The organism is Laspinema palackyanum D2c, from assembly GCF_025370875.1.
Taxonomy (GTDB): Bacteria; Cyanobacteriota; Cyanobacteriia; order Cyanobacteriales; family Laspinemataceae; genus Laspinema; species Laspinema palackyanum.
Genome location: NZ_JAMXFD010000020.1, coordinates 30269 through 48749, shown reverse-complemented (window position 1 = coordinate 48749; position 18481 = coordinate 30269). Strand labels below are relative to the sequence as shown.

18 protein-coding genes are annotated in these 18481 nt (G+C 49.1%); 7 read left to right on the top strand and 11 right to left on the bottom strand.

Annotated features, from left to right (window positions below):
- Nucleotides 1–444: 444 nt before the first annotated feature.
- Nucleotides 445–1419: an RpnC/YadD family protein gene (locus NG795_RS20160; RefSeq protein WP_367290439.1), complete on the top strand. Its 975-nt coding sequence runs from the start codon at nucleotides 445–447 to the stop codon at nucleotides 1417–1419.
- A gap of 182 nt (nucleotides 1420–1601) precedes the next feature.
- The gene (locus tag NG795_RS20155; protein ID WP_367290438.1) at nucleotides 1602–2069 is read left to right on the top strand and encodes a hypothetical protein; all 468 of its coding nucleotides are present in this window, start codon (nucleotides 1602–1604) and stop codon (nucleotides 2067–2069) included.
- Between the two features lie 118 nt (nucleotides 2070–2187).
- Here the strand turns inward: NG795_RS20155 and NG795_RS20150 are convergent, their stop codons facing one another.
- From NG795_RS20150 to uvrB, 10 genes are all read right to left on the bottom strand, one after another.
- Nucleotides 2188–3165 (bottom strand): ferredoxin family protein, encoded by a 978-nt coding sequence (locus NG795_RS20150; RefSeq protein WP_367290437.1) that lies wholly within the window; start codon nucleotides 3163–3165, stop codon nucleotides 2188–2190.
- A gap of 6 nt (nucleotides 3166–3171) precedes the next feature.
- Nucleotides 3172–4002: an ABC transporter ATP-binding protein gene (locus NG795_RS20145; RefSeq protein ID WP_367290436.1), complete on the bottom strand. Its 831-nt coding sequence runs from the start codon at nucleotides 4000–4002 to the stop codon at nucleotides 3172–3174.
- Between the two features lie 5 nt (nucleotides 4003–4007).
- Nucleotides 4008–5072: a FecCD family ABC transporter permease gene (locus tag NG795_RS20140; protein WP_367290435.1), complete on the bottom strand. Its 1065-nt coding sequence runs from the start codon at nucleotides 5070–5072 to the stop codon at nucleotides 4008–4010.
- Nucleotides 5072–6100 (bottom strand): FecCD family ABC transporter permease, encoded by a 1029-nt coding sequence (locus NG795_RS20135; RefSeq protein ID WP_367290434.1) that lies wholly within the window; start codon nucleotides 6098–6100, stop codon nucleotides 5072–5074. Before NG795_RS20135 ends, NG795_RS20140 begins: the two co-directional genes overlap by 1 nt.
- A complete protein-coding gene (locus NG795_RS20130; RefSeq protein ID WP_367290433.1) occupies nucleotides 6097–7095 on the bottom strand; it encodes an ABC transporter substrate-binding protein in 999 nt (332 codons plus the stop codon). The genes NG795_RS20135 and NG795_RS20130 overlap by 4 nt, the downstream gene beginning before the upstream one ends.
- 6 nt (nucleotides 7096–7101) lie before the next feature.
- On the bottom strand, nucleotides 7102–9669 hold the full coding sequence (locus NG795_RS20125; protein ID WP_367290432.1) for a TonB-dependent receptor domain-containing protein: 2568 nt from the start codon (nucleotides 9667–9669) through the stop codon (nucleotides 7102–7104).
- A gap of 334 nt (nucleotides 9670–10003) precedes the next feature.
- Nucleotides 10004–11278 (bottom strand): MFS transporter, encoded by a 1275-nt coding sequence (locus NG795_RS20120; protein ID WP_367290431.1) that lies wholly within the window; start codon nucleotides 11276–11278, stop codon nucleotides 10004–10006.
- 161 nt (nucleotides 11279–11439) lie between these two features.
- The gene (locus tag NG795_RS20115; RefSeq protein WP_367290430.1) at nucleotides 11440–11808 is read right to left on the bottom strand and encodes a DUF2237 family protein; all 369 of its coding nucleotides are present in this window, start codon (nucleotides 11806–11808) and stop codon (nucleotides 11440–11442) included.
- A 94-nt stretch (nucleotides 11809–11902) separates the two neighbouring features.
- Nucleotides 11903–12217, bottom strand: a complete 315-nt coding sequence (locus tag NG795_RS20110) for a hypothetical protein (protein ID WP_367290429.1) — start codon at nucleotides 12215–12217, stop codon at nucleotides 11903–11905.
- 9 nt (nucleotides 12218–12226) lie between these two features.
- Nucleotides 12227–14236, bottom strand: a complete 2010-nt coding sequence (gene uvrB / locus NG795_RS20105; protein WP_367290428.1) for an excinuclease ABC subunit UvrB — start codon at nucleotides 14234–14236, stop codon at nucleotides 12227–12229.
- 357 nt (nucleotides 14237–14593) lie between these two features.
- On the opposite strand from uvrB, the gene NG795_RS20100 reads away from it, so the two are divergent.
- From NG795_RS20100 to NG795_RS20080, 5 genes are all read left to right on the top strand, one after another.
- Nucleotides 14594–14791, top strand: coding sequence for a CsbD family protein (locus NG795_RS20100; RefSeq protein ID WP_367290427.1), 198 nt, complete (start codon nucleotides 14594–14596; stop codon nucleotides 14789–14791).
- A 234-nt stretch (nucleotides 14792–15025) separates the two neighbouring features.
- Nucleotides 15026–15208: a CsbD family protein gene (locus NG795_RS20095; protein ID WP_367290426.1), complete on the top strand. Its 183-nt coding sequence runs from the start codon at nucleotides 15026–15028 to the stop codon at nucleotides 15206–15208.
- Between the two features lie 266 nt (nucleotides 15209–15474).
- A complete protein-coding gene (locus tag NG795_RS20090; RefSeq protein WP_367290425.1) occupies nucleotides 15475–15921 on the top strand; it encodes a hypothetical protein in 447 nt (148 codons plus the stop codon).
- Nucleotides 15922–15991: 70 nt separating this feature from the next.
- On the top strand, nucleotides 15992–16507 hold the full coding sequence (locus NG795_RS20085; protein WP_367290424.1) for a hypothetical protein: 516 nt from the start codon (nucleotides 15992–15994) through the stop codon (nucleotides 16505–16507).
- 343 nt (nucleotides 16508–16850) lie between these two features.
- Nucleotides 16851–17366: a hypothetical protein gene (locus NG795_RS20080; RefSeq protein WP_367290423.1), complete on the top strand. Its 516-nt coding sequence runs from the start codon at nucleotides 16851–16853 to the stop codon at nucleotides 17364–17366.
- Nucleotides 17367–17546: 180 nt separating this feature from the next.
- Here NG795_RS20080 and NG795_RS20075 read toward each other — a convergent pair whose 3' ends face one another.
- Entirely contained in the window at nucleotides 17547–18464 is a 918-nt protein-coding gene (locus NG795_RS20075) for a WD40 repeat domain-containing protein (protein ID WP_367290422.1), read from the bottom strand.
- Nucleotides 18465–18481 lie beyond the last annotated feature (17 nt).

The following is an 18481-nucleotide window of genomic DNA, read 5'->3' as shown; positions in this document are numbered from 1 at the left end:
AAGAGGGTTTGGAGACCAACCCCCCCCATCGTGAGGGTTTGGAGACCAACCCCCCCCATCGTGAGGGTTTGGAGACCAAACCCCTAGATTAAGAGGGTTTGGAGACCAAACCCCTACATTCCATCACTCTTTTTCGTCATTAATTTACCACCTTGACAGGGCTAGGGTGATAGAGCCTGTCTTGCTCTAGCATTGAAGCTACAGTTGCCAGCATTGACTAGGGATATCGCGCTTGGGAAAGTCTCAGTTTAGGTTTAGAAATTTCTCTCGTGTCATGGCTCTGCCGTGACACGGGCATTTTGCGGCTCTGCCGCCTGTAGCGGGGAGGAGGCAGAGCCTCCAAGAGTGCATTACTTGGCAGAGCCAAGTAACGAGATATACAGGTTTTATATGTTACAATAAACTTAGAAAAATTCCCCAACAGCATCATCAGGAGGAATCAGGGTGAATACCCCCAATGCCAATTATGACCAGCCTTGGAAAGAAGCTATAGAAGACTATCTCGAACCCTTCTTAGCCTTCTTTTTCCCGCAAGTTCATGAAGTAGTAGACTGGAGCCGAGGATACGAATCCCTGGACAAGGAATTGCAACAAATTACTCCCACGGGTAGCAGTGGAGAACGGGAAGGGGATAAACTCTTCAAGGTTTGGCAAAAGAATGGAGAAGAAGCCTATATCTTGATTCATATCGAAGTCCAGAGTCAAGAAGAGAGCCAATTTCCTGAACGGATGTACATCTACCATTATCGGTCTTTTGACATCCATAAAAAAGTGATTAGTCTGGCTATTTTAGGATGCGATCGCCCCTCATGGCGGCCCCACTCCTACAGTTATAACTTCGCTGGCTGTTCCGTCACCTTTGAATTTCCCATCGCCAAACTGCTGGACTATGAAAGTCAGTGGGAGACCCTTAAAACCAGTCTCAATCCGTTAGCATTTTTAGTGATGGCCCATTTAAAAACCCAAGCCAGCACGGGAAATGCCGAAGAACGGGAGCAGTATAAATGGGAGGTAGTCCAGAACCTCTATGAACGAGGTTATACTGAAAATGAGGTCATCAAGTTATTTCGATTACTCGACTGGATGATGACCCTACCCGAGAGCCTGCAACAAAGTTTTGATACCAAACTCAAAAACTATCAGGAGGAACGAAAAATGCCGATTCTTAGTAATATCGAACGTCGCGCAATGGAAGCCGGTCGCGAGGAAGGTCGCCAAGAGGGTATCTTAGAAAATGCCCGGAATGCGTTGCTGTTAGTATTGACAACGCGGTTCAATTCTGTGTCACCGGAACTGAGTGTACGATTGAATCAAATTGCTGATATTGTGACTCTAAATCAACTGTTGCAGCAGGCAAGTGTTATTAGTTCCGTTGCGGAATTTGAGGATTTAATTCCATCGAACGAAGCGGGAAAGTAAAGATTTAATAAACTTTTCGGGACAAGGCAATTCCTTGTCCCCAGGAGAAATGGGCTGGAAATGGGTTGCAACCCGTTGGAGTATCATCGGGTCCTGGTGGCAGCAGAAGTTTAAGAGGGCCTTTTTGTAGTCAGGCTGGAAAAAAGATGTTAAAACTAGGATAGAGGTGAGGATTAATCAATATGAAACTGATTAAAGGTTTATCCATTGCTGTGGCGTGTGTGGTTTTGGTTTGTGGTCCGAGTTTAGCGGTTCCCGCTACGAATGCGGATGGGGATTATCTTTTTCCGGGACGGCGTGGGAATCGTCAGTTTAATTGGGAAGTGAGTGATGCGGATCCGAATGGGTTAAATTGTCGCATGGCAGAACAATTTCAAGGGATTTATCTGGATAGTGTAGATGTACCGGATTCGTTACGGACGAATAACCGCCATGAGATTTCCCAGTGGTCGGTTGTGAGTGTTTTTGAACGGGGGGAACGATTGCAGGCGGTGACAGGAAATTTGGCCAATCAAATTGTGTTGCTGGATAAGCGCGGCAAACCTTGGATTCCTGTCTCTATTGAGGATGGGAATTGTTTTGTTCGCGCTAACCGTCGGTTTATTACTCCAATTCCTGAAGATCCGACGACGTTGCGTCCGTTAAGATAAGATTAGGGGAAATCAGGTGCATCTACTATTTTAAATTTAGCTTAACCGGATAGATAGAGGTTTTAAGGAGTTCTATCTATTTTAATCCACTGGGGGTTTCTATCGGAAATTTACCCATTTAGGAGGCGAGGGATAATTCCCGGGTTTCAATAATTTCTATTCCCTGGACTTGATAATTCATTACGGTTTCTTGGTAGTCACCCACACAAGATTCGGGTAAGTTTATTCGAGTTTTTTCATCTCCTATGATGTCGGCTTGATAAATGACAATCTGTTTATCGGTTTTTACTGCCAATTCAACTCGATAGGAAAAGCTTTTGGGATTTTCAGTTAAAATTCGCCCATTCATGGCAAAATTGAATCCTGTCCACCCCCATTTTGTTAACAGTTCTTTTTCTAAGAGTTGCACAGGTTTGGGTAAGATTCCCCAGCCGCGATAGGCTTTGGTTAAGTCTTGAATGGAACCGGACTGCATGAGTATAGCTTGTAACGCTGAGGAGTCAATTTGACCATAATAGCGGCCATCGGGAAAGCCGATCGCCGTGGGTGCAAAGCGATGACCCCCGATATGACTGGTTTGCCAAATCCGGATATCGGTTAAGGAAAACTCTTCAATTATCTTTAAGGCTTGGCGATATAAAGGATTGCCGTATCGCGCACAACATCGGTCGTTTTGTCCGTGGGTACAGATTAAAATGTCTCTCGTTTTGAGGGAATTTGCTTCTCCTTCTTTTGGGGGGGTGTTAAAGCAGGTTTGGGCAAGGGAGGCGACTTCATTGATATCAGAAACGAAGAATTCTTGACCCACATATCCCAGGGAATATCCTGCGGGTTTCCGAAAGGCTAAGACGCGGATAGTATTTTGTGGGTGATAAAGGGGATTGTAAATTAAAAGGATTCTATTTTTAATCGGTTTATTATCATAAATTTCATCTCCAACGGCCCGCAGATTATCGGGAATTCTGGGCGTTTCTAAATCATACGAACTCCAAGGGGGAGGACATTCAACTAACAGATAATTATCATAGTTTAAGGCCGTGCCGCTTAGGGAATTTCCGGCTTGGCGAGTTAATTCTGAACAAGAAAGATGGCTCATAGGAGGCTAGGATTGAGGTGCATCGATAGGCATGGGAGAGTTTCCGATATAGGCATAGGGAAAACATAAGGGAATGCCGGTTTCGGGTTCGAGGGTGACTCGGGCGCGGACTCCGAAGGCTTCCGCTAACAGTTCCGGGGTTAAGACGCGACGGGGGGTATTATCGGCTATAATTCGTCCCCGTTTGAGGACGACCATACGATCGCTATATCGAGCGGCTTGATTCAAGTCATGGAGGACTAAAATAATCGTCATTGCCCGACTGTGATTGAGTTGTCTGACAATTTCTAGGACTTCAAGCTGATGTCCAATATCTAAAAAGCTGGTCGGTTCATCTAATAATAACAGAGGCGTTTCTTGGGCTAAAGATAGAGAAATCCAGGCCCGTTGTCGTTCCCCTCCGGAGAGATTGTCCAAACGCCGATGGGCAAATTCAGTCATGGCGGTGAGGGTGAGTGCCTCGGCGATCGCCTCCCGGTCCTGGCGACGTAACATTTGCAAGGGTCCGACATGAGGAAACCGCCCTTGTTCGACTAATTCGGCTACAGTTAATCCGGGAGGGGCGACGGGATTTTGAGGTAGAATTGCCAGTTGACGGGCGATATCTCGGGTGGAAAGGCGCTTCAGGGGGACGCCGTTCAAATAAACTTGTCCGCTAGTCGGGGACAACAATCGGGCTAAGGTTTTTAAAAGGGTGGATTTTCCCGAACCGTTGGGTCCGACTAATGCCGTTACTTTCCCATGTTCAATCTCAATGGACAGGTTCTTGAGAATCGTCTGGTTACCGTAACCGACTTGTAAATCTTGGGCGGCGAGAATCGGGGGGTTTATTGACATAATGATTATATTGAACCCATTGAGTTTTTTCTTAAAACTAAATATAAAAAGAAGGGTGCGCCTAACAGTGCGGTTACGGCACCGACTGGGAGGGCGGCTTCATGATTGCCAAAGGTGAGAGTGAGAACTTGGGCGAATAAATCTGCTCCTAACAGTAAAAGGGCGGTGATGGCGGTACTCAGGGGAAACAAGCGACGGGCATCGTTTCCGACCCATTGGCGGGCTAAATGCGGGCCAATTAAGCCGATGAAACCGACGGCACCAACGACGGAAACCGCTGTGGCACTGAGCCAAACGGCGATAAAAAATAAGGCCGCTCTAGCTTGGGTGACGGGGACTCCCACTCCTGCGGCAACGTCATCTCCCAGATGGAGGGCATTGGCAACGCGGGCGCAGGCAAGTCCAGCGGGTAAGGCAATCAGGGCGATCGCCCAAATTCCCTGCCAATGAACCCAGGTGCGTCCGTTCAAGGAGCCAATTAGCCAAAATAAAATGGTGCCTAGGGATTCATCATCCCACAATAAAAGTAAGGAATTGAACGACTGCACGATCGCCCCGACAACGGCCCCATTTAAGACCAATTGTAAAGGGTCACTCGGGCGGTTGGGTTGCCGACTTAAGAAATATACAATACTGCTGGTTATACATCCCCCCACCAAGGCGACTGCGGGGAACCAGACGGGCGGAATGAACCCATGTGGTAAGAAGGTGAGGGAGAGGATTAAGAACAACACGGCACCGGAGGTCACTCCGGTGAGGCTGGGTTCGGCTAAGGGGTTGCGGATAATCGCTTGTAAGATGGCCCCGGAGAGTCCAAATAATGACCCGGCCAGAGTGGCGATCGCAGCCCGGGGAACGCGCAATTCCCAGACAATCCGGCTATGAACGGCTGCGATCGGGTGATTCACCAAAGCGGCAACGGCTTCTCTGGCGGACAGGGTGCCACTGCCCACACAAACGTGCAAGACAAAGACGACCCCAAGGGCAAGGATGACGGCAGTCATGCCCTGAGCAAATGTGAGTTGGGCCGATCGCGGGGTTTTAATTCTCTTTCCCGGTAAGACTGTCATTATCCCCTCCTCCGGATCTGTTGTTGTAGCATCACTAATAAAGCGGGTCCACCGAGGAGGGTGGTCCAGACTCCCACGGGCATTTCCATCGGTGCAAAGGCTTCTCGGGCTAACAAATCCGCACCCACGAGCAAGACTGCGCCGATGGGAATGGCTAAGACTAAAACTTGTCTGGCATCGGTTGTGCCTAAGAGATTGCGGGAGAGGTGAGGGGCGAGTAAGGCGATATAGGCGATCGGGCCACAGGTGGCGATCGCCGGTGCGACCAAAACCACGCTCAATACTCCAATTGCGAAGCGGGCGGGTAGCACTTTTAACCCCAGTCCTTCCGCCATTTCGTCCCCCAATTGCAGGATATTCAGGGGACGGGCGCAGATTAGGGCGAGGGGAATGCCGATGATGGCCCAGGGGAGGAGAATCTCGACCTCATCCCAAGTGCGACCGGAAAGGCTACCCAATAAGTATAAAAATAATAAGCTAACGGTACTACTAGACCCTAGACTAATCAAGGCAATGGTGACCGCGTTTAATAAGGCGGTCATGGCTGCACCAATTAAGACCAGCCGCACCGGGTCTGAGGTGCGTTTGGAGGAGAACAAGACGATCGCACCCCCCAATAAGCCGCCGATTAAAGCGAGTAAGGGGTAGGTAGACAGGGCCAGGGGTAGATGTAAGACAACCACTGCGGCCATGACGGATGCTGCGCCCGATTGGACTCCCAACAATTCTGGCCCTGCGAGGACATTGCGGAGGGCGTTCTGGAGGAGGACTCCGGCTAAGGCTAAAAGTGCGCCGGTGAGACTGCCGAGAATTAGGCGCGGCAAGCGTACTTCCCAGAAGACGAGACGGGGAATCGGTTTGCCGTTGGTGCTGAATGCAATCTCCCAGATTTGGGATAAGTTGAGGGCGGGTTTTCCCAGTTGTAGGGAAAGCAGGGCGAGGGCTAAAAGGGCGAGACTGAGTGCGGTGACTGCTATCCAGAATCGCGAAGGGTTCAGGACGGGAGGACTCGGGTAAGGCGCACTCATGGTAAGGGTTCCGGAAAAACGTCAGGATACATGGTCGTCACGATTTCATCGACTAACTGACCCAGCGATCGCGTGCCGCTCGTAAACCCGCCAATTTTGTCTTCATCCAAAGCATATACTTGATCCCGCTTGACAGCGGTGAGCGTTTGCCAGAGACGATGGGTTTTTAACCCCGAAATTAAATCCGGGGCGCGGGAACTGTTGATAATGAATATAAAATCTGGGTCAATGGAGAGAATTTCCTCCACGGAGTAAGTTGCCCAACTAATGGCGCTGGGAGAGCGATCGCCTAGCTCCCAGGGATAGGGAGTGAGTTCTGCCAGGGTAGAACCCACGAGGGATTCTACCGTGGCGACATGAAAGGCACTTGGGGTCCCTCGCATCACCATCACGCTTTTATTTCGCGGGGATTTGGCTTTGTATGCCTTAAATTTATCCAAAAAGTGCCAAGCAACGGCTTCTGCTTTTTCTGACTCCCCCAAGAGTTTTCCCACGGTTTTGAGATTGGCGATCGCATCTTGATAACTGCCGATTTCGACCAGATACAACGGGGTAATCGCTTCTAGGGTTTGGCGCTGAGTGGATAGCTGCGCCTGATGTCCGATGGTTAAGTCGGGTTCTAGGGCGAGTAACTGTTCTAAGTTGGGTTCCCCTCGACCACTAATTTTGCCAAAGCTTTGGGCGCGATCGCCAAAGTACAGTTCACTGGTGGCAAACGTGGTGAGAACTCCATACATCCCCACAGGTTCGCGCTCTAGTTCCGCCAAAATATCGATACAGCTTAAATGTAAGCAGACGAGGCGACTGGGGGATTCTTTGACCTGCACCGCTGTTCCGGTGGCATCGGTGAGAGTCTGAATCCTCCCTGTAGTTACAGTTGAGGCGATGCCTACTCTATTCTCAATGGAATTGTCAGGGACAAAATTGCCCCGACAAGCCATTAAAACGGTGATTAATAACCCCGAATAAAGTACCTTAGCGATCGCATCCCTCATCTGTACTTAAAACCTCAATGAGTACCCGATTTTTAATGTTCGGCCTGTTCCTGCTGCATTAAAGACTTCATTAAAGCCCCCCAAAACTTGAGATTGCACGGGGAAATACTGCGCATTGAGTAAATTCTCCACCCCAAATTCTAAACGGCCTGCCCCTAATTGAATGCTACCCACATAATCCACCAGGAAATAGGCATCAATTTCGTTGTCATCCACTTCATCATCAAAGGCGCGTCCCCGTTGACCTGAATAGAGGAATTGCAAACGATTGGACCAATTTTCTGTGGTTTGATGAGCCAGGTAAGCCGTTGCTTTAATTGGAGAAATTCGGAAACTCGAAATGGCTAAATAATCCCCAGAATCTTCCGCATCGCTTTCTCCCTCAGTCCAGCTTAGAGTTCCCCCTAATGTAAAATTAGCCCCGGGCTGCCAATCTGCTGTTGCTTCTACGCCGTAAATCCGTTCCGGTGCACGGACGAGTTGGGAAATCCCATCCACAAAGGTATAGTCTTCCCCTAAATCTGAGGTATTGTAAAATCCAGCGAGAGAAACTTGGATTTCGGGCCAAAGTCCACGCACCCCGATTTCATAGTTATTGACCTTAACCGGATCAGTAATGTCCAGGTCATTATCAACACTGGTAAACTCTTCCGGAGGATTGCGAAGAACGCCCCCAAAAGAGGGAATGGAAAAGCCTTGAGCAAAATTAGCAAATAGCGCGAATTCTGGGGTTAAATTGACGGTCGAGCCCACATTAAATACGGTGTCGTTAAAGTCGCGATCGCCCCCTTCGATGGGGTCTCCAAAAAATGTGGTGTAATCATCCACACTCAGGCCAATTCGTTCATGACGGACCCCTCCAGTGAGTCTCAACCACTCCGTTGCATCCCAGTTCCCTTGAGCAAATAAGCCGAGTTGGTTGACATTATACCGGGGAACAAAAGTCCGGTTACCGATTTTTCTAAACACACCCCGCTCGTCAAAAGCTACGGGGTCAAATTCCTCAAACGGCGCTTGGTTTTCCTCGTTGACATAATCCACACCCCACAGCAGACGAGCGCTTCCCGATGAAGTGAGGGGGGTTTCCACTTGGAGTTGTCCCCCCCATTTGTCTCCTTGAGCACGCTGACGGGCAATGTTATCAAAAAATCCACCGCGAAAGTCCGCAGCCCCGACAATTGAGGTATATTCTCGGTAGTAGGTTTGAGCTTGTAATTGACTGCCGAGAATATCGTCATGGTTATAGCGCAAACTGACGATAAAATTTTCGTCTCCGGCATCGTCGGTTCCCTCAAAATTGCCGTTCACTCTTAGGGGACGGGCTTTTTGCTGACCTTCTAAGTCTCGAACAATCGGGTCAGAAATAAAGTTCGTGTCTTGTCGTCCGACAAAATAGCTGCCGGTGAGTTGCAGGCGTTGGGTATCGGTGATATCTAATCCCAATTTACCCAAAGCGCTATATTCTCGGGCATCAATGACGCCACCGCCACTGGTTTCAGGAATGCGATCGCCTCTACCATCAAAAATTCCCGCACTATCTTCGCGCACGACGGATACACTATAGTCAATAATTCCCTCTTTTTGCGAGAGTCCGAAATATTGCCGGTTACCGATACTATCGGAGAACTCGGTCAAAGAACCCGTGAAACTAATTCCGGTATCAATGCTAAACGCATCTTGAGTCGGGCGTCGGGTAATGATATTAATCGATCCCCCAGTTGCCTGACTTCCATAAATCGCCGTCGGTCCGCGCACCACTTCAACGCGCTCAATGGTATTGGGATCAACGGCGCGCAGTTCCCGATCCAGTCCGTAATTGGAGGTTTGGGGAATGCCATCGATTAAAATGGCAACGTTTCTTCCCCGTAAGGTTTGGATGACGGATCTGGGGGTACTGCCACTCGTCGGCGGTCCCAAACCCGGGACGGTTTTTGCCAAAACTTCCCGCAAGTCGGTAGAAATCGTGGTCTGTTCCTCGATATCTTGGCGATCGACCACGGTAACCGATCGCGGCACTTTGATTAACCGTTCGGCAGTTCGGGTGGCGGTAACAATAATTTCTATGATATCCAGTTCCTGATCCGCTTGAGTCTCTGGTGTGGTAGGCGTTTCAGGCTCCGGAACCACCTCCGGGTCACTATCCGGGAAAGGTTCCTCTTCGGCAACATCCGTCGAGGTGATCACCTCAAAGGTGAGGGGGTTGGTCGGGTCCATCGCCTGTACCGTTGGCATCGTGCTAGTTCCGGTGACGGTGAGGCGAACGCTGTTGGAATCTAACATCGTGACGGCGATTGACTGGATGCCCTCGGCCGGATTGTCTTGGCGAAATGAACTCCCCTGAGTCAATCGCAGTTGAGCATTCGTAATGTCAACAATCGTGGTCTCACCAAAACTAGAGGTGAAGACCTGGGGAACGCGATCGCCGGTTGTTTCTAAGACAATTTGTAACCCAGTGGGGGTAGATTCCACTCGCACTCCGGTTACTTCTACGACTTGGGCGAGCACTGGAGCAGCCAGTACCAGGGCAGTTGTACCCGATAGCAAGACTCCAGGTAATAACGATTCAACTCTCAATTTCCTCTCCTTAGACCCCATCTATACAATAAAAGTTTTTGCAATTCATTCCAGTTATTGATATTAATTTGCATTAGTGGAGTCAATCTATCCTAAGTGGTCTGCTACTGTCAAGGGGTAATTGCAAACATTTTTTGGTAAAAAGAGGAAATGGGGCCGGGTTATTTCAACGAAAACCCTCCCTGAGTCGGGATTGAATGGAAGTTTTGCTTGATTTATCAGGAGTTCCTAACCCTGGACTCTGAAGAATTCAGGGCTTCCCAGGGCTGGTGTTATTTCTCAATAATGAATCTTTTGTTAAAAATTCTTAGCAAATAGTTAAGAATTCTTTCAACTAGATTTTGCTTTTTTCTATCTGGCGCACCAGGGGCCAACGGTATCCCAGAATTCCCACCAGAATCAAAACCAGGGAGGCGATCGCATATAACAACGCCATCCCGGAACCGGGACCTGTACCGAAGATGCTCCCAAACCAAGGTGTTAATGCCCCCCCAGGTTGCATGGCGGGTTCAAAGAAGCCGTCGGCTAAGGGACCCGCAATTGCTGTTGCCACAGTTGAAACCACTCCTAGCCCGAAAGATTGAGCGGCAAACACCCGTCCCTGGACTTCTGGGGGGATTTTTTCCAGCCAAATTGCGGTACTGGAACTGGTTAACAGGGGAAAATTCAGAGAGGAGGACAACTGCATCGGGATCCAAATTGACAGGGATTGACCGAGGGCAAATAGGGTTTTACTGATACCCACGGCGATCGCAGACCCTAAAAATCCCTGAATCCGGTGTTTGGGTCCACCCCACCAACTCAACGCAATTGCCCCAATAATTCCGGCAATTCCCGCCGCTGCACTCACCATCCCCAGCACTTCGGCATTCCCATCGGTGCGGGCTAAAATAGTAGACCGATGCATCACTGCGCCGAAATCGTGAGCGAACCAAAACAGCAACTCTAATCCGAAAAATCCGAATAAGGATGCCCGGGCCATAATATAACGACAGCCAAACGTGAGTTCATGCCAAAGTTTTGGCTGTTCAGAAGTCACCTCACTTCGGGGGGGTTGAGGGATTTTGACCAAAAGCACCGTACTCACCCCGACGGCAAAGGTCAATAAGTCAATAGCGGCAATTCCCGCCAATCCGGTGATGGGGTACAGGGCACCGGCAAAGGCGGGGGCTAAAATACTCGGCCCGTAATGCAGCATGGATTTCATGCTGCTGACCCGGACATAGTGCTGTTTCGGGACCATCAAACTCACTGACGCAGAATAGGCTAATTGTTGGATTTCCCCGAAAATGCCATTGATGCCATTAATCAGGAACAGATGCCAGAGTTGCAGTTGACCGACTGCTGCTAACAGCAAAATTGCCAAGGTGGACAGTGCGGCAATGGAATCGCCTACAATGATCGCCACTTTGCGATCGCTGCGATCGATCAGAGCCCCGGCAAATAAGGCGACGGCTAAACTCGGCAGTTGGGTAAACACCGTCACCAACCCTAGGGCCGTGGCTGATCCGGTCACTTCCCAGGTCCAGACAATCAAGGCAAAATTGGTCATTCGACTTCCAAAGGTGGAGACCAACTGACCCAGCCAAACGGTAATAAAAGTACGCATGGGGATCCAGGGTAACAGAATAGGTAAGGGATGAATCGAGGCAGTTTTTTCGGCTGCCTGTATGTATGCCTGAGTCGTCGCCGTCCCTGCCGATCCGAACTCAGCGTAATTCAGCGAGAATTTGGGCTGTATTAGCCGCTGCGTTCGGGTCGGTTATTAATCTATTCTTCTATCGCATATTGTTTGAGTTCCTCTTCCGAGACATACTCTAAAGCGGATATGTGAGTGGCAGACAGGACAACGGGGGGTGCGACTCCGGCATCGAGGGCTTCTTTCCAGCGAGAGGCGCACAAACACCACCGATCGCCTGGTTTTAAGCCGGGAAAATTAAACAAGGGAACCGGGGAGGTCAAATCATTTCCCCGCTGTTTGCTGAAGGTGAGAAACTCTTCGGTGACTTGTGCACAAACGACATGAGCACCGTAGTCTCCGCCTCCGGTGTTACATTTTCCATCTCGATAATATCCCGTCATGGGGGAGGTGCAGCAATTTTCCAGTTTTCCCCCTAGTACATTGGTTGCTTCTGTCACGACTGCCTATTCTCCAGTTGATTTGCATTGCTTCCTAGAATAGCCGGATTAACTTACTCTTGGCAAGGGTTCCGGTTATTCCACTTTGGAAAGTTTACAAGTCTTTCAGGGATTCTTGATAGATACTGTGCAGTAAATTTTCTAGTTTCTCTTCGGGACAGCATTCAATGATGGCTTCATAAACGTCCCATAATTTAGCGGCGGTTTCTCCCAGGGTGGGACTCATTTCCCAGACATCTTGTACCCACTCTCTGGGGGGTTCTTCATCAAAAATTAGCCGTTCTAATAATTGTTTGGCTTCAGTTCTCGTAATTGCCATCGGTTCGAGGGATAAACAACAGGGGATGATAATTTTACCATAGTTTAGGGTGGCGGGATAAGATGGCGGATGGAGTTGTTCACCCGCCAAAGGGTTGATTTAGGAATGACCCACGAGTTTATCCCGCAGTTTCTTGATGCGATCGCGCAATTTGGCTGCCTCCTCAAATTCCAGCTTTTTGGCTGCCTCTTTCATCTGGAGTTCCAGTTTAGAAATGGCTTCTGGAATGTCTTCTAAGGGCAATTCTTGAAGGGCGAGGGTCAGGGAATCCACCCCCTCGGCTTCCGCAGCATTTAAGCGGCGCGAAACGTCTAAAAAGGCCAAAATGGCATTACTGGATTTCTTGATAATGGTTGTGGGGGTAATGCCATGCATCTGATTGTAGGCGGTCTGAATTCCGCGTCGGCGATCGGTTTCTTCGATCGCCAAGGTCATGCTGTTGGTCATGTTATCGGCATAAATGATAGCTTGTCCCCGGATATGACGGGCGGCGCGTCCGATGGTTTGGACGAGGGACCGATGCGATCGCAGAAATCCTTCTTTATCCCCATCTAAAATTGCCACGAGAGACACCTCCGGCAAGTCTAACCCCTCCCGTAACAAGTTGACCCCAATCAACACATCAAATTCCCCTTCCCGCAAGTCCTGGAGAATCTCAATCCGTTGGATGGAATTAATATCCGAGTGCAGATAACGCACCCGAATTCCTCGGTCCTGGAAATACTCCGTGAGGTCTTCCGCCATGCGTTTGGTTAAGGTGGTGATTAGGACTCGTTCATTGCGTTTCACTCGGTCTTTAATCTCACCTAACAAATCATCCACTTGACCCTCCGTGGGACGGACAAAGATTTCGGGGTCTACAACTCCCGTGGGTCGAATAATCTGTTCGATGACTTCCCCGGCAGATTGTTCGATTTCCCAGTCCCCAGGGGTGGCAGAGACGAAGATACATTGATTCATCTTGTCCCAAAATTCCTCGGCTTTTAAAGGTCGGTTGTCCGCAGCAGAGGGGAGGCGAAATCCATGTTCGATTAAGACCAGTTTTCGGGCGCGATCGCCATTGTACATTCCCCGAATTTGCGGGACGGTGACGTGAGATTCATCCACCACCAATAACCAATCTTTGGGGAAATAATCTAGTAAACATTCCGGGGGGTCTCCCGCTTCTCGTCCGGCCATGTGACGGGAATAGTTTTCCACGCCGTTGCAATATCCCACTTCTCGCAGCAGTTCCAGGTCGTAGCGAGTGCGTTGTTCTATCCGTTGTGCTTCGACTAATTTGCCCGCTTTTTCTAGTTCCTGGAGGCGGTCTTCGAGTTCCAGTTCGATCGCCTGACAAGCTGCTTCTAGGCGGTCATCGGGGGTGACAAAGTGACGTGCTGGATAGATACTTAATGTATCGAGACTGGCGAGAATCCCCCCGGTGACGGGATCGATGTAGCGAATGGCCTCGATTTCGTCCCCGAAGAACTCGACGCGAACAATTCGGTCTTCATAAGCGGGTCCGATTTCTAGGACATCCCCTTTGACTCGGAAGCGTCCTCGACCCATTTCTACGTCATTGCGATGATATTGGATACCGGCGAGGTCGCGCAAGAGTTGCCGGGGTTCGAGTTCTTGTCCGACTTGTAAGGGAATGGCGGCGTTGAGGTATTCTGAGGGCATTCCTAACCCGTAAATGCAGCTAATCGAGGCGACGACGATCACATCCCGGCGTTCAAACAGCGATCGCGTGGCCGAATGCCGCAGCATATCGATTTCCTCGTTAATGGCGGAGGTTTTTTCGATATAGGTATCGGTGACGGCGATATACGCTTCGGGTTGATAGTAGTCGTAATAGCTGATAAAGTATTCGACGGCATTATGGGGAAAAAATTGCCGCAATTCGTTACAAAGTTGGGCGGCGAGGGTTTTATTATGGGCGAGAACGAGGGTGGGTTTCCCCACTTGTGCGATCGTCGAGGCAATGGTAAAGGTTTTCCCAGTTCCGGTGGCACCTAAGAGGGTTTGATAGGGTTTTTCCCCTTGGATACCTTGGACCAGTTTGGCGATCGCTTGGGGTTGGTCCCCTGTCGGTTGATAGGGCGCTTCAAGACGAAAGGGTTGCATAGTCGGATGGAGGATGAGTTCTTTCCTATTGTAGAGCGTTGTTGAGGGAAATATCGACTCAAAATAGGAATCCCTGTTGATGCTTTAGAACGGGTGCAGGACTTGCACCCCGTTGGAAATGTCCTCCGCCCCAATGGGTAGGTCCCATTCAGGAACGATACCGCTTTCTGGATCGAGGGGATGGGTGAGACTGCTTCTCTTCTTCCCTTATTTTTTAGTTTTTTTTAAAGAAAGATATGTCGGAGGATAGATGGCATTTTGGGGATGGGATTGCTAGTATGAATTTAAGGCTAAATATTTAAGTCTATGACCCCAATAAGTTAGCCCCTAAAATAAAGATAAAAGGGAGAAATTAAGATGAGTATTGAAAATCGCATGAAAGCCACAGCTAAGAATATCGAAGGAAAAGCCCAAGAAGCCTTGGGTGATTTGACGGGAGACCCCAAGCAAAAAATGGTGGGTAAAGCCAAGCAAATCCAAGCCAATATTGAGCATGGGGCGGAAAATTTAAAAGAAGAACTGGATGTCAAGAGAACTCAAATAGAAGAGTTGTAAGTCCGTTAGCTGAAGAGGGGCAGAGTATTAATACTCTGCCTCTTTTTTATTTGATAAAAGCTGATAACCCCCAAATTAGCTAAAATGGAATAGTAATCTGCTAATATATCAGCGATCCCCGCTTAGAAGTCTTCAGGAGTAGGGCGAGAATATATCCATTGATAGATGCTTTTCCTTCGTTATCCTTGCTAATCTCAATACAGATAAAACGCAGTCAAAAAGACGGAGAATAATATGAGCGCTGAAGATAGAGTTAATGCAACGATGAAGAATGTCGAAGGGAAAGCGCAAGAAGCGTTAGGAAACGTGACCGGCGATCCCAAGGATCAGGCTGAGGGCAAAATGAAGCAAACTGAGGCCGAAGCCAAACACGCCAAAGAAGACATCAAAGATAACATCAAAAAAGCGATCGACTAGAGCTTAATCTTTGAAGAGAGGGAAGGGCGGGGAGCATCCCTGTCCTTCCCTCAACTCTGAACCCTTTTGCGTGAGGGTGAAGGGAAGCTTCCGATGCGCCCTGTTTAAAAGGAGTAATCGGAAGAGTCATCAATCTTTTGTTTAAAGGTTTGTTGACAGGGGTCAGTCCAGAAATTTTACAAGAAATCTATCAATTCACCTTTAAATCAACTGGCATCCCTTGACAACGGATTTGATATTACTATAAAATTTGGAGGAAAATTCAGGTGAGTGTGTTTAAGCGAGTTCAGAAAGGGTTGACTGCTTTGGTCTTGGTATTAGTCCTGAGCTTTGTCACCGCTTGTAGTGTGGGAACCCCAACGGCGCAGCAACCGAACCGCCTCTCCCCATCGGTGACGAGTCCGCACAATTATTCGCAACTCGAACGCGGTAATACTCAAACTGGGGAGAATTTTGGCAACTGGGTGGTCCGAAATGCCAAAGGGCTGGTTCAAGATGCTTATGTGCGAGATAATGATAAGTTAGGCGTGGTGATTACGCCGGAAGTTCGACCGAATGAAGTGCGAGAGTTAGCCCGATCGCTGGCTCAAGGCTTTCATCACAATTTCCCCAATCGGAATTTAAAAGTCTTGGTCTATGCACCGGATAAACAACTGATTCTGACGGCGGATTATGATGTGCAGTCCCAGCAGATTCAGTATAAAGCGGGATAGAGGTTGAGTCAAATCGCAACAGTTTTGACGAGCTATCTTATCTATCGATGGAATAAATTAGGAGAATGATATGGCGACGAGTGATGAATATAAACGGGAAATTATGGGCGATTTGGCAAGAGGCGATCGCGAGATGATGCCGAATGCTCCCCAAACCGAGGATTATCACAGTTTTGATGATTTTGCCCAGCGCTCGACTCGGGAAGAGCGTCAGCGCTTATTTGGCGAGTCTCTGCAACACGATCGCATTCCTCCGGCCCAGATGGAACCGGAACTGCGAAAAGCGATCGCCCAAATTAAGCCCGATGAACGGGATGATGTGGCGCAGGAGTTCTTTAAAGAACTGAAAAAACGCGGACTCAGCGATCGCGATTTAGAAAAACAACTCTCTCTTTCGACTCATCATGCCAAGAAAATGTCGGCCGATGATGTTTCTAAATTAGCCGCATTTGCCTATCACGCTCATCCTGATATTTTCCGGGATGTTTTAGCGGATAAACCCTGGATGATGAAGTTTTTGAGTAATCCGTTAGTCGCGGCGATTATGGGAATTGCTGCTGCCAAATGGCTGAGTAATCGCAAGTAAGGCGAGCATTTGGCGGATTGAATAAATTGGGGGCCAAGGGGCGATGCGTTGCGATCGCCCCTTGGCCCTTTTGTCGGATCCCCCCCTGCCGAATCGGCAAGAATCCGAGGATGACCGAGGAACACCTATCCTCGCTTATCATCCCGATAAGATTTTTTTGGAGGCTTTTACAAAAATTTACAGTAATGTAGAGTGCGATCAACTCGTCTGTAGATCCTTCAACCCGTATAATTAAGGCTTAAGTTAGAACCCTAAAAAAGATCTGACAGCGAAAGCTAGTATCCGACTCATAACATAAGGCCCCCTATCGCCATCGATGAGGTAGAAACTTACCGATTCAACCGTGCTAAAACAGGGCGGAAACGAGACGGATTTTCAGGAGCAAAGGAAAACTAACCGAGTGTTTTTGGAGGAGAATCCCGAGATGGCGGATAGCGCGATCGCTGATGAGACTGAGACAACCAACCCAGAAAACGAACCCCAAGATAGTATGAAGAAAATACAAGATAAATTACCTGAAAAAGCCACCCCGGAAGGCATTCAGCTCTATCGTCAAGGGGGTTTACCCGGAAACCGCCCCATCGGACTGAGCAACTTTGAGATTTCTGACAGTATCAACCTGTCCGGCAATCGTCCCGTTGAGGCCAGTAATTTTATCGTAGCCGATACCTTAAACTCCTCGGGGATTCGTCCAATTGGGGCGAGTATGATTCACGTCGCCCACTCCATGCAGGTGTCTGGAAATCGTCCGATTACAGAAAGCACCATCCTCATGAACTGCGATCATCTCATGGGAAACCGGCCCATTTGCTCCAATGAAGGGGATGACACCGATGGAATGATGGGTTTCCTCGATTAACCTCCAAGGGGGAATCAGGGCATAACTATTGATCGATTCTATAGCAATTTTCACATTGATGAGGTCCGTCTATTCGATCGCCCCTAGCCCTCCTTAAAAAAGGGGGGGGGACCGGGAAAGTCCCCCTTTGTAAGGGGGATTTAGGGGGATCCTTCATGGACTTCACCACTAAGAGAAAGGCTATACCTGCCACAGGGCGATCGTCTGGTCCCAACTCCCCGAAACCAGCACTCGCCCATCGGGACTAAAGGCCAGCGATCGCACGGCATCGGAATGTCCCACCAGGGAGGCAATTTGTTCTCCCGTTTTCCCATTCCACAGGGCCAAAGTTTTATCCCAACTCCCGGAAGCGAGTCTCTCTCCATCGGGATGAAACCTCACCGCATTCACCCCATCGGAATGTCCCACCAGGGAGGTGATTTGCTTTCCCTTCTGGTAATTCCACAGGGCCACGGTTTTATCCCAACTGCTAGAGGCCAAAACCTGTCCATCGGGACTAAATGCGACCTCCGTCACCCCCGCAGAATGCCCCGTGAGGGTCCGTAATTTTTCCCCAGTCTGTAAATTCCACAGGGCAATCTGACTATCGGTACTGCCTCCAGCTAAAATTTTGCCATCAGGACTAATCGCCAGGGACTGAATCTCCCCAAGTTTCTCCCCATTCAAGGTAACCGTCCATTCATTTCTACCTGTCGCCATATTCCAGCCTTTCAGACGGAGATCGCCACTGGTACTCACCAGAGTTTTGCCATCGGGGGCCATTGCCAGGGCTAAAACAGGTTCCTGATGACCGCCAAACCATCGCCCCAACTGGCGAATCGGCTTAAACTTACCCAAATCCCAAACCTGAATCTTTTTATCCGTCCCACAACTGACTAAACTTTGACCATCTGGGGAAAAACTCACCCCCAGAACCGATCCAGAATGTCCGGAAAGGGTATGGAGTTTTTGACCCGACTTCAGATCCCACAGGGCGATCGTCTGGTCTAAACTGCTGCTGGCGAGGGTTTTCCCATCCGGGGAGACTGCCACCGAACTCACCCGGTCTAAGTGGCCCGAGAGGGTTTCAACCCATTGCCATATCTTATGTTCAGGCATTATAATTTTTGGAATCT